This is a genomic window from Geminocystis sp., from assembly GCF_041753295.1.
GTDB lineage: Bacteria > Cyanobacteriota > Cyanobacteriia > Cyanobacteriales > Cyanobacteriaceae > Geminocystis.
The window spans coordinates 1-15,760 of record NZ_JBGSUU010000007.1 but is presented as its reverse complement, the minus strand read 5'-3'; the positions used below and the strand labels follow the sequence as shown (position 1 = coordinate 15,760).

Here is a 15,760-nt window from a genome sequence, read left to right as displayed (position 1 = left end):
CACAAAGATGATTTTGCTTTCCTTTTTTAATTCCATTTTTGTGAATATGTTTAGACCCGCACTCTGGACATTGTATCATTTTTTTATTTTTGATAATTTGACCCCTTTATCTAAAAATCATACCTTAATTCAGCAACGCCTTAATTCTTAATTCATAACTTTTTTCCATATATTCTTGAAATAAAGTAGGACAAATTTTGACTCCTTCTATATTATCTTTAACTTCATTAAAATCAACAAGACGAGTATAAATAGGAAAAATATATCCGTCAATCTCAAAACTTGGTTCATCTAAACTTTTTGTACAAACTTTAGGATTTTCTTCAAAAAATTTAATCACTTTGTAAGGATCATTTGTAACTAAAGTTTTAGGAATTTTCATACCTAATTTTTTTGCTGATTGCAGTTGTTGCAATTTGATTCTTGCTCGATGAAGAGAAGGTAAAGGATTAACCCAAGTTGCTGTATCATGGGTACAAAAATAAAGACCTCTTAAAAGTGCATTACATTGAGATTTAATAAAGGCTTTATTCCCTTCTTCAACATGAGAAACTTCTATATCTTTTGGTCTTCTAAACCAGACACTTAAAATATCTTGACTGTTAAAAATACGTTCAGAATCAAAAATTTTAACATCAAAATTATAGCCATCACTTGTTATTTCTGTATTTGACCACAAATCTTCTGTGTTTAGCCTAATAACTCTATCTTCTAAATTAAGATTATTTAGCTTGTAAATAACTAAATCAGCATGAGAATCTTCTTTAGAAGTTACAATTAAAACTAATTTTCTTGACATAAGATTTTTTGAAAATTTAATATTTTAAATGTTTGATAAATACGACTACCCATAAATTCATGTTTTAGTAAAGAATAAATTTTGACATCTACAAATTCTTGGGTAAGATAATTAAATGCGTGTTGCCTTAAAATTCCGTCTAATTGAAAACCAGCACTTTCTAATAATTTAAAACTAGGAACATTAAAACTATAAACTTGACAAGTAACTTTATTCATTTTCATTTCTAAAAATATATACTTTAAAGATAAATAAAGTCCCACTGAACCATAACCTTTAGCTAGTAAATCAGGGTCAACGCCTCCATTTAAAGAACATCGTTTTATGGAATGATCTTCTATTAAAATATTACCAAAACCAATTTTTCTAAGAGTACTTTGTTCATAAACAATAAGACGAATTAAATCAGGATATTGACTATAAATTTTTTGATTTATATATTCTTCCTGATCAAGATTAGAATTGTGTAAATTTAAGTCAAATGGTAATGACCATTTATCAGATAAAAAACACTTTAGATAAAATCCCTGATCTACTTCTGCTACAGCTTTTCTAAGTTGTAGATTTTGAAACATATTACTATTAAAATATTATTTTATAAAAGAGGTTCTAACAATAAATAGAACCATCCTAGAACAATTAAAATCTCATTTTAATCAGTACCTCTATCATCATTACTGTTATCGTTATCCCACATTAGACCAGTTGTACCTCCCACTAAACTAATAGTTGTGGGTTCACTAGTTCCTCCTAGTATCTCTCTTAGTAATGATGAAACTTGAGTTTTTGGATTATAATCCCAATGATCTGGTATAGGTTCATATCCTCTTTTTTTGAAATCAAAGTCATTACGGGTCAGCATTGCGATCGGAGTTGCCGTATTCATATTCGATTACCTTTTTTTAATATCATTGATTTAAAATATAATTTATTTATTGTTTTAACTTCAATACACAAAATTCGGAAAATTTCGGGAGTTTTATTACAAAATATTACACACAATTCGGAAAATTTCGGAAAACATATGATAAAAGTTAATGTATAATGTTTAAAACCTTTATTCAGCATAGTTTTAATGAATGTGAATGAATTGTTACATTTTGTGGATTCCTTAGTGGTTGAAAAAACAGGAAAACACCTAAACGATGTGCAAAAAGCCCTAATTGAGGGAATTTGGCAAAGACAAAGTTATGATGAGATAGCCAAAGAATATTACATTAGTAAAGGTCATGTGGGAGATGTCGCCTCGAAATTATTACAATTTTTATCTGCAGAATTAGGAGAAAATATAAAAAAATCTAATTTTCGATCAACATTAGAAAGAGTATATTATTTCAAATCATCTCAAAATCCAAAAATTTCAGGCAATAGTAATATTTGTGGAAATAATAATTTAATTTTACAAACAATTAATAAATCGGATAAAAAAGCAAAAAAAAGAGAGATAAATACTAAATTATTACATGAAGATTTAACTATAGCCCCAAAAATAATTAAATTTTATAACAGAAAAACTGAATTACAAAATCTATCTAGCTGGATATTCAATAAAAATATTTCTCTCGTATCAGTATTAGGATTATCCGGTATTGGAAAGAGTTATTTAGTAAAAAGATTTATTGATTTAAACTTAGATCAATTTGAAGTAATTATTTGGAAAAGTTTACAGTATCCTGATTGTTTTGATTTATTAATTGATGATATATTTAGTATTTGTGATCGAGAACTAAAACCAAATATTAACAATAGATTAAATCAATTATTAACATTATTAACACAGAAAAAATGTTTAATTATTTTTGATAATTTAGAAAATTTATTTATCGAGAAACAATTTGCAGGACAATGTCAACAACAATATAAAGATTATCAAGAATTTTTCAAAAGAATTATTCACACAGATCATCAAAGTAATATTATTTTAATTAGTCAAGAAAAATGTACAGAGATGGAATGTTTAGATGAGGAATTATACTCCATTAAATGCTTAGAGTTAGTGGGTTTTAACGATGTAGAAATCTTAAATAATAAGGGCTTAAAAGATGAAAATAGCTGGTTAAGTTTACTGAATTTATATGAAGGAAATCCTTTTTATTTAAAAATAATCACTGATTCAATTAAAAATATTTTTGATGGCTCTGTGAGGGAATTTTTAGAGGAAAATGAATTGATAATTACCAAAGATATAGAAAAGAAATTAGAGTTATTATTTAATCGATTATCCCCGATAGAACAAAAAATTATCAGTAAATTATCTAATTCGGATCAACTTTTATCGAGAGAGGATTTAAAAGCAAATTTAGAAATGTCTTCAACGGATTTAATTAATGGTTTAGAGTCTTTAAAAAATAGATATTTATTAACTAAAATTAAAGGAGATAAAATTATGTTTAATTTATCCCCGATTTTTAAAGAATATGTAAGAAATTATTGTCAAATTTATAACCTAATACATTGTGATAAAAATATTATAAGCTAATTACATTTGTGGTAAACTTAAACGCCATTTTATTTATTAACTAATTGAATAATTACTTGACATTCCGCTACAGATTTACGCTGTTTCATGGCTTCCACTAACGCTAAATAAGATTCTTTATTTTGTTCAATTATAGTCGTTGCTTGTATAATTGCTAATCTTTGTTTGAGCTGAAAATTACTATAAGTTAATGTTAAATTACTATAAATTTCTTGAAACTTTTGTCGATCTTCTTGCCCTCCTTCGCTATTATTATAAATAAATTTTTCTGCGGCAATTCCTGCCATTAATACAATGCCAAAACGCTCAATTATTGAGTTAAATTCTTTTAAATCTTGAGATTTTTTGTTAGGTATAAAATTATTATCAAATATCACTCCGCCAGAGCCTGAAATTTTCTTTTTTACCGCTTCCCAAGGGCTTAAACTGTAATCAATAATAGGAATATTATATAAATAAGCTGTTAAAAAATGTCCTGCTTCATGATAAATAATTCGTTCTTTTTCTTCTTTCGATGCGAAAATATTTAATAATAAGTTAACTCCTTGATTTTTCCATGATAATGTATCAATAGTGATAAAACTCAACATCAAAAAAGTTAAACTAGCTGGTATAAAAGGTGATAAGTTGAAAAGTGGTCCTAATAATACCGATAATGTAATAGAAAAAATGGCGATCGCTAAAATATTTAAACCAGTATCTTGCATAATAAATAGAAATATTTGTCTTTTTTTAATTACTTATTACTTATTACTCATTACTCATTACTCATTAATTGGATTAATGCCATTAACCCCTACTTTAAATTCAGGCTAATCCTTCGATGGCAGGATGAAAATAAAAAGCTAAAGCAATTACGGCATAGGTTGCCAATAATAAAACTCCTTCTAACCAGTTAGAATTACCATCAGAACTGATAGAATTAGCAATTAATACCGATACTGCCACCGCTACTAATTCAAAAGGATTAAAATTCAAATCCATAGGTTGCCCAATTATCCAACCAGCTATAACTAACACAGGTGCAACAAATAAAGCTATCTGTAAACTTGAGCCTAATGCGACAGATACCGATAAATCCATTTTATCTTTCATAGCAACAGTTACAGCCGTAGCGTGCTCGGCAGCGTTACCAATAATGGGCAGGAAAATTACCCCAGTGAATAAAGCAGGTAAACCTAAATCTTTAGTTGCTATTTCTAGGGATTCTACCAGTAATTCTGATTCTACGGCTACCCCTAAAGTGACGACTAATAATATGCCCACCCATAACCATAAATTCGGTTGATAAGAAGGTTTTTCTGTGTCTTCGTCTTCATTTTCTGCCATTCCCACATCATATAAATAAGAATGAGTTTTCATGGAAAAAAACAAAGTTAGCACATAAACACTAATTAAAACTATAGCAACGGCAACCGAAAGGGTTTGTAAAGTTTCTTCAGGAATACCAGTGGAAGTGTATTGTACTGCCGTTGGTAATAGAATTGCAATGACAGCTAAATTCATAGATGACGCATTTAAACGCGCTGCGGTAGGTTGAAAATTTTGCTCTTTATAGCGTAATCCACCTAAAAACATGGCAAATCCCATTACTAACAATAAATTACCAATAATTGAGCCTGTTAATGTCGCTTTTACTACTTGCACTAATCCACTTTTTAAAGCGATAAAAGCTAAAATTAATTCAGTAGCATTACCAAATGTAGCGTTTAACAAACCTCCTAAATTTGGCCCAATAACTACAGCAATTTCTTCGGTGGCAACCCCCATAAATGCCGCTAAAGGTACAATTGCCATAGCGGATGTTAAAAATATTACCGATTCACTCCAGTGTAAAAAATGTCCTGTAATGGAGATGGGAATGAAGACTAATAGAATAGAAAAAATCAGATTTTTATTCATATTTACAGATTGATCATGATTAATAATGATACACTGTCTTTTTTATTAGGTGAGAAAAACTTATCTTAAATTATTTTTCTGTCAAATAATTAGTAAATTTTACTTACTTTTTTTCAAATTAATTCCCTAAATATTATTCCTAAATGATTGAAAATCAAGATAAAATTAATACGATTTTATTAATTAGTAATGGCCATGGTGAAGACTTAAATGGTAGCTTAATAGGTGAGGCTTTATTATCAATTAATCCTAACTTAATTATTGATGCTTTTCCCCTTGTAGGAGAAGGAAAATCTTATCTTAATAAGAATATTAACATTGTTTCACCTCTTCAATCTATGCCATCAGGAGGTATTTTTTATCTTAATCCTATTAACTTAATTAAAGACTTATCTTCTGGTTTAGTTGCTTTAACTATTAAGCAAATTATTACTATTAATAAACTTAAAAATAATTATGATTTAATAATCGCTATTGGTGATATTGTTCCCTTATTCTTTGCTTATTTAACACAGAAAAAATTTGTCAGTTTTATTGTTTCTACTTCTAGTTATTATGAAGTGACATTGAAACTTCCTTTTCTTACTAAATTATTACTGCGATCACCTAGTTGTCACACAATTTTTACTAGAGATAAATATACCGCCGAAGATTTACAAACTCAAGGTTTTAAAAAAGCCGTATTTGCTGGTTATCCCATTATGGATACCTTAAAATCAACGGGCAAAAATCTCGAATTATCTTCTGAAATTCCCATGATTGCCTTACTCTGTGGTAGTCGTTTACCTGAAGCCTTGGACAATCTTAGCTTACAATTACAAATATGCGAAACTTTAGTAAAAATCTCTCATGAAAATTGGCAATTTATAGGTGCATTAGTACCAAGTATCACTGATAATAACTTAAAAGCCATCGCCAATAATCTAGGTTGGCAATATGAGTCAGGAGTTTTTAGCACAAAAATTAATAATAAAAATGTTCTTGTTAAAGTTTATAACGATGCTTTTGCGGATATTTTACTACAATGTAATCTGGTATTAGGAATGGCGGGGACTGCTGTAGAACAAGCTGTTGGCTTAGGGAAACCCGTAATACAAAATTCAGGGAAAGGCCCTCAATTTACCTATCGATTTGCTGAAGCACAAATGAGGTTGTTAGGCAGTAGTACCATTACCATAGAAGATAACGACACAATTTTAGCTTGTGAAAAAACAGCTTATAAAATCATGGAAATTTTGCAAGACAAAGAATTTTTAGCACAATGTATTAACAATGGTAAACAAAGAGTAGGAGAAACAGGTGGTTCATTAAATATCGCAAAACAAATTTTACCAACTCTTGTCAATTATCAAAATAAGAGTTATGATAGTAAAGATAGGGGGCTGTAACGGCTTCGACAGGTTGGTGAAAGCTAACCCGTGATACAGGTCGAGAGTGAGTCTTCTCTCGGAAATACTGGACTCAAAAAAAATGTAACTGCGAACAACATCGTTCCTTTTGCTCGTAAAGCTGCACCTGTTGCTGCCTAAGACCTAATTTCGGTTCGAGCGCTTATAGTATGACTCCGTTAAGTATTATAGGCAACCCTCAACGGATGCTTTTTATAACTGCTTCTAGTCAGTTGTAAAGTTAAGATAATACTAGAAAATCCTGCTATCAGGGATAATTGATAGTTCCCGCCTTGAGGACTAGAAAGGATAAGCCTGTGAATGAGCGATAGGTAAATAACCAATTTGGACAGCAGTTCGACTCTGCTCAGCTCCATAAAATAACATAAAAGAGTATCAATGTCAATAGGGTTGGTACTTTTTTATTTTTTTAAAAAATATTGATTGATTTTTAAACGAAAAATAAAGTTACTTTTCCACAAGAAATATAAGTAAGTAAAAAGAATAATTAATAAACAAATATAACCTAAAGTATTATATGTGTTTATAATTTGATTAATACTCCAACCGACATCATTATTTAAAACATTCAAATCACCACCAGAATCGCCTCTTCCTCCCCAAAAAGTACCCCAAGGAATTTGATCTTTTCCTATACTTATTCTATGCCATTTTGTAAAACTTCCCCAAAAAGTAGTTACTCCAATTATTAAGGCAAAAAAACGCCAAAATTCCCAATAAAATTTGTTTGGTAAACGCCAATAAAAAGCAATGATTAAAAGAGTACTTAAATAAAATTCTCCGCCAATACCTCCAAAATATAATAACATTTGATAGGTTGAATAAGAGATATTCCATGTTAAAATGAATTGAATAATTGCTAAGATAATACTAACAATCATGATGGTTTTTTTGCCTTCTTTCCAACTTTTATAAAAGGTTAAACCAATTAGAATTAAAATACCAAAATAAACAAAAAAAGACTTAGTTGGGGATATAATTGTTCCGGCAAAAGTTACCATAGCTCGATAACCTGAGAACCATGCGACAGTAGCATGACCAAACTCATGAATTAACATAGTAATAATCCATGTTAAAGGTTCAATAAAAGTTATAATAAAAGCTATTAGAAAAGCAATAGGCAAAGCATAAGTATTGGTATTAGTTTCGGCTTCTTGTAAAAGAATTTCAGTGTTATAGTTTTTTGCTTTATGGGCATAAATTCCCGTACAAATTGTAATTTTTTCTTGCCAAATTAAGTTATTTTTATGATCAAAACTAGAAATTATAACGGAAGTTTCAGCATCTTTTAACTTTTGCTTAAGAGTATCATAAATTAGTTTAACTATTCCTGTTTTTTTTCGAGAATTAATATTATTAAGAATAATGTTAAAATGAGTTGAATCTAATTCTAATTTTACTCTAATATCGATACTTTTTAACTGTTTATTAATAATATTAGCTAAAAATTTTTGATAACGGTTATTCTCTATTTCATCATTATTTTCTTGTTTAATTTGATAATATTCTATAAGTTGTGAGTGTGCTTGTTTTAGGTTGATTAAATCCTCTTTATTACCTGTTTTTAATTTTTCTCCGATTAATTGATAATAACTATGATCAATATCTTCTATATTAGATGTAGAAGTTAAATTAAGTATTTCATAACATTGCTCAATGGTTAGATTATTCATAATTTTTTTCAGAAGATTAGTATCATTAATCTTTATCTTAAAATGTACAATTAATTACATAATTTTTCTTTTTTAACAAATTCATTAGCACGAAAACCCACTAAAATTGCTTGATTATTTTTAACGAATAATGGTCTTTTTAATAGCATAGCATCTTGTGCAAAAGCTAAAATCCATTGATCATCATTCCAAGAGTTTTTTTCTTCTCCTAAAGCACGGTATGATAAACCAGAAGTATTGCGCATTGATTTAACTCCCAAATCTTTTACCCAGTTAGCAATTTTTTCTTTTTCTGGAGGATTTTCTTTAGTGTTAATAAACTCATAATTAACGTGATTTTCTTCTAACCATTTTAAGGCTTTTTTACAAGTGCCACAGTTGGCAATACCATAAACTATTAAAGTCATTTTTTTTATTTTTTATGTTGAATTTTTAAGTATTTTAAACTTAGTAAATATTTTAAGAAAAAGCAAAAACAATGAAATTATTATAAAACCTAACAGCTAACACCTCTCTAGGTTTTAGGGTTATCGTCACCCCGCCATCTTCATTAATTTATCCCTGTTTAATTATAGTAATATTACCATCTTTGCTTCCCGTTATTATAGTTTTTCCTGTGGCATTAATCCCTAAACAATTAATTTCGCTATTGTGAGGTTTAAGGGTGTACAAACATTCTTGACTCTCTATATTCCAAATTTTAACAGTGCCATCCCAACTAGCACTAATTATCATCTTATTATCAGGGGTAAAAGCCAAAGCCGATATAGTTTCAGTATGGCCGATTAAGATGGTAATAATAGTTTTTTCCTGCCAATTCCACAGTTTAATTTGACGATCGAATCCACCACTTGCTAAGATTTTACTATCAGGAGAAAACATAACCGTAGTAACAACAGCATTAGTTTTGAGAGATTTCGCTAATTTGACTGTTTTTAAGTTTAATATCTTAATCCAACGCTCAAATCCTGCCGTTGCCACAAATTTGCCCGATTTATCGCAGTTTACCGTTAAAACTTTATCGCCATAAATGCCATACTTAAAAACTTCTTCACGCGTGTTAATATCCCACATTCTCAGAGTTTTATCACCACTACCACTAACTAAAAATTGACTATCGGCGGTAAAACTTAAACTAAAAATCTTGTCTTGATGTCCAGAAAACCATCCCCCAATCGTACCATGTAAAACTCTTTGAGATAAATTCCAGATTTTAATAGTTTTGTCGTTTCCCGTACTAGCCATAAAATTACCATTAGGACTAATAACTACACATTTAATTACATCTTTATGATTACCAAGAGTAGTAATTAATTCACCTTTAACTAAGTTCCAAATTTTGATAGTTTTATCAGCACTACCACTGATTGTCATTCTACCATCAGAAGTGATAGCAAGAGTATTAACAGAGCTAGAATGTGCCTTAAATGTTTGAATACATCGCCATGATGATGTATCAGGTTTTGTTTTTACAGAAGATTTATTATCAAAAGGGGGAGAATTTATAGGAGTTTTTTTCTCTGAATTATCAGGATGATTATCTTGTTTATTTGTATCTTTTTTTTCCTCTTTATAAGTTCTATTGTTAGGGGGATAAATAGGCTCTTTTCTTTCTATATTTTGAGTTTTAATAGTAACTTGTAATTTTAATTCTTTTGCTTTACGCCAATCATTATTAGCCCTTAATTGAAATCCTTGTTTTTCTAACACAGTTGCTCGATAAATATAGGCTTCAATATAGTCTGGTTTAAGTTTAATAGCAGAAGTAAAATATTCGGCGTTGCTGAATTAAGGTATGATTTTTAGATAAAGGGGGCGTTGGTGATTTTAGGTATGAAAAGAAAAAATAAAATAGTAACCCCCCTTCACCCCCTGCATCATTGGGAGGCAGGGGGGATGCGAGAGATAAATCAGAGATTTAAGAAATAACAGGAAAAATGATGATAACCTTTGCGACTTTGCGAGAGATAAATCAGAATGTTTTTTCTTAACATCTAATGAATTTGATAGTATTATTTAGATCTTAATTGTGCTAAATAGTTAAAGTATATATATTAGCAAAAGAGAGAACCTTATAATATTCTATGTCAACTTTAGTCATCGTTGAATCACCCACCAAAGCCAAAACCATCCGTAACTATCTTCCTAAAGATTATCAGGTAGAAGCATCTATGGGGCATATTCGAGATTTACCTTCATCTGCGGAAGAAATCCCAGCGGAGTATAAACAGTTTGATTGGGCAAGATTAGGAGTTAATATTGAAAATAATTTTGAGCCTATTTATGTTATTCCTAAAGGTAAAAATAAAACTGTCCAATTATTAAAACAAGCCTTAAAATCTGCTGATGAATTAATACTCGCAACGGATGAAGATAGAGAAGGAGAAAGTATTAGTTGGCATTTATTACAACTATTAAAGCCGAAAGTGCCTATCAAGCGCATGGTTTTTCACGAAATTACTAAAGATGCTATTCAAAAAGCCTTGAATAACTGCCGTGATATTGATGAAAATTTAGTACACGCCCAAGAAACACGACGTATTCTTGATCGCCTTGTAGGTTATACTCTTTCACCTTTACTATGGAAAAAAATTGCGGCGGGATTATCGGCAGGTAGAGTACAATCTGTAGCCGTACGCTTGTTAGTACAACGAGAAAGAGAAAGAAGATCATTTAAAGAAGCTCAGTATTGGGATTTAAAAGCATTACTTAATCATGAAAAAACTGACTTTGAAGCGAAATTAACTACTTTAAAAGGGCAAAAACTAGCAAATGGTAGCGATTTTGATCAGAAGACAGGAAAGTTAATCAAAAACAAAAAAGTAATTGTACTAAATGAGCAAGAAGCTACAGAATTAAAAGCCCGTTTGAAAGGCAAAATATGGGAGGTGACGGATACTGAGGAAAAAGCAACTATCCGTAAGCCATCTCCTCCTTTTACTACTTCTACCTTACAACAGGAAGCTAACCGAAAACTGGGATTAGGTGCTAAGGATACCATGCGTATTGCTCAAAGTCTTTATGAAAATGGTTATATTACCTACATGAGAACTGACTCAGTACATTTGTCTGATCAGGCGATCGCCGCTGCTCGTAGTTGTGTAGAAGAAATGTATGGGAAAGAGTATTTAAGCCCTCAACCTCGTCAATATAAAACTAAGGCAAAAGGTGCGCAAGAAGCCCATGAAGCCATACGTCCTGCTGGTAGTACTTTTAGAATTCCTAAAGAAACAGGATTAAAAGATAAAGAATTAGGGTTATATGACTTAATTTGGAAACGCACGGTAGCCTGTCAAATGGCGGATGCTAAATTAACTCAAATTGTGGTAAATATCGCCGTAGAAGACGCAATTTTTCGATCTTCAGGGAAAAGAATTGATTTTGCTGGGTTTTTCAGGGCCTATGTTGAGGGTACAGATGATCCAGAAGCTGCTTTGGAAAATCAAGAGGTAATTTTACCTAATTTGAAGAAAGGAGATAAACCTAAATGTAAACAGTTAGATGTACTTAACCACGAAACTCAACCTCCAGCCCGTTATACAGAAGCATCTTTAGTGAAAACATTAGAAAGTGAAGGGGTAGGGCGACCTAGTACTTATGCTAGTATTATTGGTACAATCGTTGATCGAGGTTATGCTCAATTACGCAATAAGGCACTTATTCCTACTTTTACCGCCTTTGCTGTCATTACTTTGTTAGAAAAGAATTTTGCTGAGTTGGTAGATACTAAATTTACCTCAAAAATGGAGCAAAGTCTTGATGACATCGCCTCTGGTAATGAAAAATGGCTGCCTTATCTTGACAAATTTTATCGAGGAGAAAATGGCTTACAAAATCAGGTGAAAGTTAGGGAAACGGAAATTGATCCACAAGTAGCAAAAGCCATAGAATTAGAGAATTTAGACGTTACCGTGAAAATAGGTAAGTTTGGAGCTTATTTTGAAGCAAATTACGGTGATGAAGTGGTAAAATCTTCAATTCCTGCGGATTTAACACCATCAGATCTTGAACCACGACAAATAGAATTGTTATTGAAACAAAAAGTAGAAGGACCACCTATATTAGGAATTCATCCTGAAACACAAGATCCTATTTATTTGTTAATTGGCACTTATGGCCCTTATGTACAATTAGGAGATACACCTCAAGGCAAAGCTAAAAAGCCTAAAACCGCTTCTTTTCCTAAAGGTGTTAATGCTGAAGATATTACGTTAGAAATGGCCATAGGTTACTTAACCTTACCTCGTACATTAGGAGAACATCCAGACACAGGAAAGCCTATAAAAACCAGTTTAGGACGTTTTGGGTCGTATGTTGTCCATGATCAAGGCACAGAGGGCAAAGATTATCGCTCCTTGAAAAAAGAAGATGATGTCTTGACAATTTCCCTTGAACGTGCATTAGAGCTATTAGCACAACCTAAATCTGGAAGGGGAAGACGAGGCACAACGACAAAAGCCCCACTTAAAGAATTGGGGTTACATCCTGATGATAATGAACCAGTGAACATTTATCAAGGACCTTATGGAGTATATTTTAAACACGCTAAAACTAATGTTAAATTGCCCGAAGGTGAAACGGTGGAAAGTATGAATTTAGACAAGGCTTTATTACTTTTACAAGATAAAACTCCTGCTAAAAAAACTGCCTCTAAAAAGACAACTACTGCTAAAAAAACCGCCACTAAAAAAACTACTACCAGAAAAACTACTGTTAAAAAAATAACGAAATAAAATATTTATACAGTGGGGATAAAAATCATTAATAGTAAAATAATTAGTATTGCTGAATTAAAGTATTAAATAAGAATATGTATCAAAAAAAAGTAAGATTTTAACTACTTATTTATTCAATTTTATCCATCTTTTCAGCAACCCCTAATTATTAGTTTTATTTGTGATTATTTCCAAGAGTGTCGCCATTTATATTTAAAAGATAATAGAATTTTAAACCAAACTTGAGCAGGAGGATCAAAAAAATTGAAAATATCTCCAAAAGCAACTCTAGCATCTTTGTGATGTAACCAATGACGCTCTGGAGTAGTAATCATCAAAAGGTTACAAATTTTTAAAATCATAGCAGGAGTTTTCCATTTGATAACACAAACGTGTCGCCAGATAACGTGTAATTCTCCTAATATTAATCCTAAAATAGTTCCTATGGGGGATATTTGCCATAGCCAAGGTGCAAAAATAAAGTAAGGTAAAGCACCTAATATTCCTACTAATAATACTAAAGGATTTTTTGTTAAAACGGCATAATGTAAAAAACTGCGATTGTTACTATGATGAACTAAAGAGTGAAATTTGCCAAAAATATGTTCAGGAACATGATATAAAAAAGTTGAGAAAAAATCACCCATCAACAGTAGTAGTATTGCTACAAAAGTAATTTTAAAAATCAGTAAAACAATTATCAACAAAATTGATTCCTCTGAATATAATGTGGTTTTCAGAATCAAAATAATTGATAAAAGTTAAGAATATATAAAGTCTAAGTTAACATTCGGTAAAAGATCAAAATAGTTTCTTTTTTGCGTCTTCTTCTAATTGTTGAATATCTTTTTTCCAATGATATAATTGTTGGTTTCTATCATAAATTTGATCATCATATAAAGGTGGCATTCCTGAATTAAAATCATAAGGATAACCTTGTCTATTTTCTACAATTTTAAAATATCTAATCCCTTGATTCGGTAAAATATTTTTACTTCTTAAAAGTGTTTCACAATTATTCTGCCAATATTTTTTATGATCATGTACGTTATCTTTTATAATAGGTAAACTTCTTAATTGTTTAAGGTAAATATTATCACTATTAAAGAATAAATTTTCTAATTCATTACTTTTAGGAAAGATTCTGGTTTCGCTTCCTTTACCCTTGAAAAATTCCACAATTAACCATTTATCAAAATCGAAAATACAAACTTCTGTAGCTTCACTACCATCATAAATTAATGAAGTTATGTCATCTCTATTAATATTATTTCCTAAAATTTGTGTAGAAGAAGCAGGTAATAAAATTCTAATTCTATCAAATCTATCAGTATAATTTGACCAAAAAACTTTTCTATTTCTTAATTGTCTTTTTTCCCAGTCTTCTAAATTTAAACGATTAATTATTAAATCAACTAATTTTTCAAAATCACGGTAATTTACCGCACTAATCCATTGTTTTAAAGATTTTTTCGCCTCAATAGATAACTGATTCCACCGAGAATTATTCCCTGTTAAACCATAGTTATTTTTAAGCCAATTTACTAATTTTGGATATTTACCGCCAATATCAGCAGAAATATTATTTAATAGATTTTCTACTGCTTTTAATTGAGGATAAGGAGATAAAATATTTAAGGTTTCTATTAAAAAATTAATTTGTTTTTCATTAATATTTTTAACACTTTTTAAGGCTAAAGGAAAAGATAACTGTATTTTTTCTACTAAAGTTAAATTATTATCAATATTAATCCGATAGGGTAAAGAATATTGAGTTAATAATTTATCGGGTTGTATAAGTTTATTTAAGCAAATTTTTGCCAATTCTTCATAAGCATTTTGAATGAGTAAATTAACAATTTTAATTAATGATTTATCACATTCATTTTGTGGTTCAAAACTAGAGAAAGTATGAGCTAAAGAAAATGGTAAAATTTTTTCATTGGGGTTAAAAGTATATAAAACTAAACGCCAAAATAACCGTAATTTAAGGGCATCAGATTTTTTAGTAAACTTCCAAATTTTTTGAGAAGTTGATAAACTTTTATCAGGATTTTCTATATCCCAACTATGTTTGCTAAATAGACAATAAACCCATTCTAATAAACTAATATTTTCTAAGTTATTTTTTTCTATATCATTAATAATTTGCTCAATATTTCGAGATTTTATTTTTTTATCAAATTCAATACCATTAGGTAATTGAGGAGGTGTTATTATTTCTTCTTTGATACCATAACCTAATTTCCATAACTCTTTAGGCTCAGGTTTTTCAAATTTTAAAGGTTGAAATTTAGCGGTAAAAAATGTCATAATTAATTATTAGTTTTATTCTTAAATACTTGTCCTAAATCTTCTCTTTTAAATTGAAATCTAAACATCACTTTCCTATCTTTTGGATCATCAAATGCTTTATTCGCATCAATATTTCCTCTTCCTGCCGCTAACAATTTATTTCTGAATTTATCTTGATTAGAAAAATTAATTGTATCAATATATTCTGTCACTGCTAATGCCCGTTGAAAACTTAATTCCATGTTATCTTTTTGTGAGCCTTTTAAGCTAGTATGCCCTTCTATAATAATTCTTGACACTTGATTATCAAATCTTTCGTCAGTAAATATAGTATCAGCATAAAGGGGAGGCGTTGCTGAATTAAGGTATGATTTTTAGATAAAGGGGTCAAATTATCAAAAATAAAAAAATGATACAATGTCCAGAGTGCGGGTCTAAACATATTCACAAAAATGGAATTAAAAAAGGAAAGCAAAATCATCTTTGTG

The 15,760-nt window shown here is 30.1% G+C and carries 14 protein-coding genes and 1 other RNA gene; 4 read left to right on the top strand and 11 right to left on the bottom strand.

The features are described from left to right. Positions 1-124 precede the first annotated feature (124 nt). The 3 genes from ACEW8E_RS00390 to ACEW8E_RS00380 all read right to left on the bottom strand — a co-directional run bounded on the left by ACEW8E_RS00390 (position 125) and on the right by ACEW8E_RS00380 (position 1,685). Positions 125-799, bottom strand: a complete 675-nt coding sequence (locus tag ACEW8E_RS00390) for a hypothetical protein (RefSeq protein WP_373478362.1) — start codon at positions 797-799, stop codon at positions 125-127. Further along, the gene (locus ACEW8E_RS00385) at positions 784-1,374 is read right to left on the bottom strand and encodes a GNAT family N-acetyltransferase (protein WP_373478361.1); all 591 of its coding nucleotides are present in this window, start codon (positions 1,372-1,374) and stop codon (positions 784-786) included. The genes ACEW8E_RS00390 and ACEW8E_RS00385 overlap by 16 nt, the downstream gene beginning before the upstream one ends. A 77-nt stretch (positions 1,375-1,451) precedes the next feature. Beyond that, positions 1,452-1,685: a hypothetical protein gene (locus tag ACEW8E_RS00380; RefSeq protein WP_373478360.1), complete on the bottom strand. Its 234-nt coding sequence runs from the start codon at positions 1,683-1,685 to the stop codon at positions 1,452-1,454. Between the two features lie 189 nt (positions 1,686-1,874). Between ACEW8E_RS00380 and ACEW8E_RS00375 the strand changes: the two genes are divergently transcribed. Then, the gene (locus tag ACEW8E_RS00375; RefSeq protein WP_373478359.1) at positions 1,875-3,278 is read left to right on the top strand and encodes an NB-ARC domain-containing protein; all 1,404 of its coding nucleotides are present in this window, start codon (positions 1,875-1,877) and stop codon (positions 3,276-3,278) included. Between the two features lie 29 nt (positions 3,279-3,307). On the opposite strand, the gene ACEW8E_RS00370 is transcribed toward ACEW8E_RS00375, so the two are convergent. Together ACEW8E_RS00370 and cax are read right to left on the bottom strand one after the other, a co-directional pair. Then, positions 3,308-3,985, bottom strand: a complete 678-nt coding sequence (locus ACEW8E_RS00370) for an ATP-dependent Zn protease (RefSeq protein ID WP_373478358.1) — start codon at positions 3,983-3,985, stop codon at positions 3,308-3,310. Between the two features lie 100 nt (positions 3,986-4,085). After that, positions 4,086-5,180 carry a calcium/proton exchanger gene (gene cax / locus ACEW8E_RS00365; protein ID WP_373478357.1) on the bottom strand — a complete coding sequence of 365 codons (1,095 nt, stop codon included), beginning with the start codon at positions 5,178-5,180 and terminating at the stop codon, positions 4,086-4,088. Positions 5,181-5,323: 143 nt separating this feature from the next. Here cax and ACEW8E_RS00360 point away from each other — a divergent pair, with 143 nt between their 5' ends. Both ACEW8E_RS00360 and ssrA read left to right on the top strand, forming a co-directional pair. Next, positions 5,324-6,568: a lipid-A-disaccharide synthase-related protein gene (locus ACEW8E_RS00360; RefSeq protein ID WP_373478356.1), complete on the top strand. Its 1,245-nt coding sequence runs from the start codon at positions 5,324-5,326 to the stop codon at positions 6,566-6,568. Beyond that, positions 6,559-6,947: a transfer-messenger RNA gene (ssrA, locus tag ACEW8E_RS00355) on the top strand. Before ACEW8E_RS00360 ends, ssrA begins: the two co-directional genes overlap by 10 nt. Before the next feature lie 43 nt (positions 6,948-6,990). Here the strand turns inward: ssrA and ACEW8E_RS00350 are convergent. From ACEW8E_RS00350 to ACEW8E_RS00340, 3 genes are all read right to left on the bottom strand, one after another. After that, entirely contained in the window at positions 6,991-8,262 is a 1,272-nt protein-coding gene (locus ACEW8E_RS00350) for a J domain-containing protein (protein WP_373478355.1), read from the bottom strand. A 50-nt stretch (positions 8,263-8,312) separates the two neighbouring features. Next, on the bottom strand, positions 8,313-8,669 hold the full coding sequence (locus ACEW8E_RS00345) for a Spx/MgsR family RNA polymerase-binding regulatory protein (protein WP_373478354.1): 357 nt from the start codon (positions 8,667-8,669) through the stop codon (positions 8,313-8,315). Between the two features lie 148 nt (positions 8,670-8,817). Further along, positions 8,818-9,972: a WD40 repeat domain-containing protein gene (locus ACEW8E_RS00340; RefSeq protein WP_373478353.1), complete on the bottom strand. Its 1,155-nt coding sequence runs from the start codon at positions 9,970-9,972 to the stop codon at positions 8,818-8,820. Between the two features lie 374 nt (positions 9,973-10,346). Here ACEW8E_RS00340 and topA point away from each other — a divergent pair, with 374 nt between their 5' ends. Next, the gene (topA, locus tag ACEW8E_RS00335; RefSeq protein ID WP_373478352.1) at positions 10,347-12,995 is read left to right on the top strand and encodes a type I DNA topoisomerase; all 2,649 of its coding nucleotides are present in this window, start codon (positions 10,347-10,349) and stop codon (positions 12,993-12,995) included. A gap of 167 nt (positions 12,996-13,162) precedes the next feature. On the opposite strand, the gene ACEW8E_RS00330 is transcribed toward topA, so the two are convergent. The 3 genes from ACEW8E_RS00330 to ACEW8E_RS00320 form a co-directional block, all read right to left on the bottom strand. Further along, a complete protein-coding gene (locus ACEW8E_RS00330; RefSeq protein ID WP_373478351.1) occupies positions 13,163-13,684 on the bottom strand; it encodes a sterol desaturase in 522 nt (173 codons plus the stop codon). Positions 13,685-13,778: 94 nt separating this feature from the next. Next, positions 13,779-15,290: an EH signature domain-containing protein gene (locus tag ACEW8E_RS00325; RefSeq protein ID WP_373478350.1), complete on the bottom strand. Its 1,512-nt coding sequence runs from the start codon at positions 15,288-15,290 to the stop codon at positions 13,779-13,781. Between the two features lie 2 nt (positions 15,291-15,292). Beyond that, a complete protein-coding gene (locus tag ACEW8E_RS00320) occupies positions 15,293-15,571 on the bottom strand; it encodes an OmpA family protein (RefSeq protein WP_373478349.1) in 279 nt (92 codons plus the stop codon). Between the last annotated feature and the right edge of the window lie 189 nt (positions 15,572-15,760).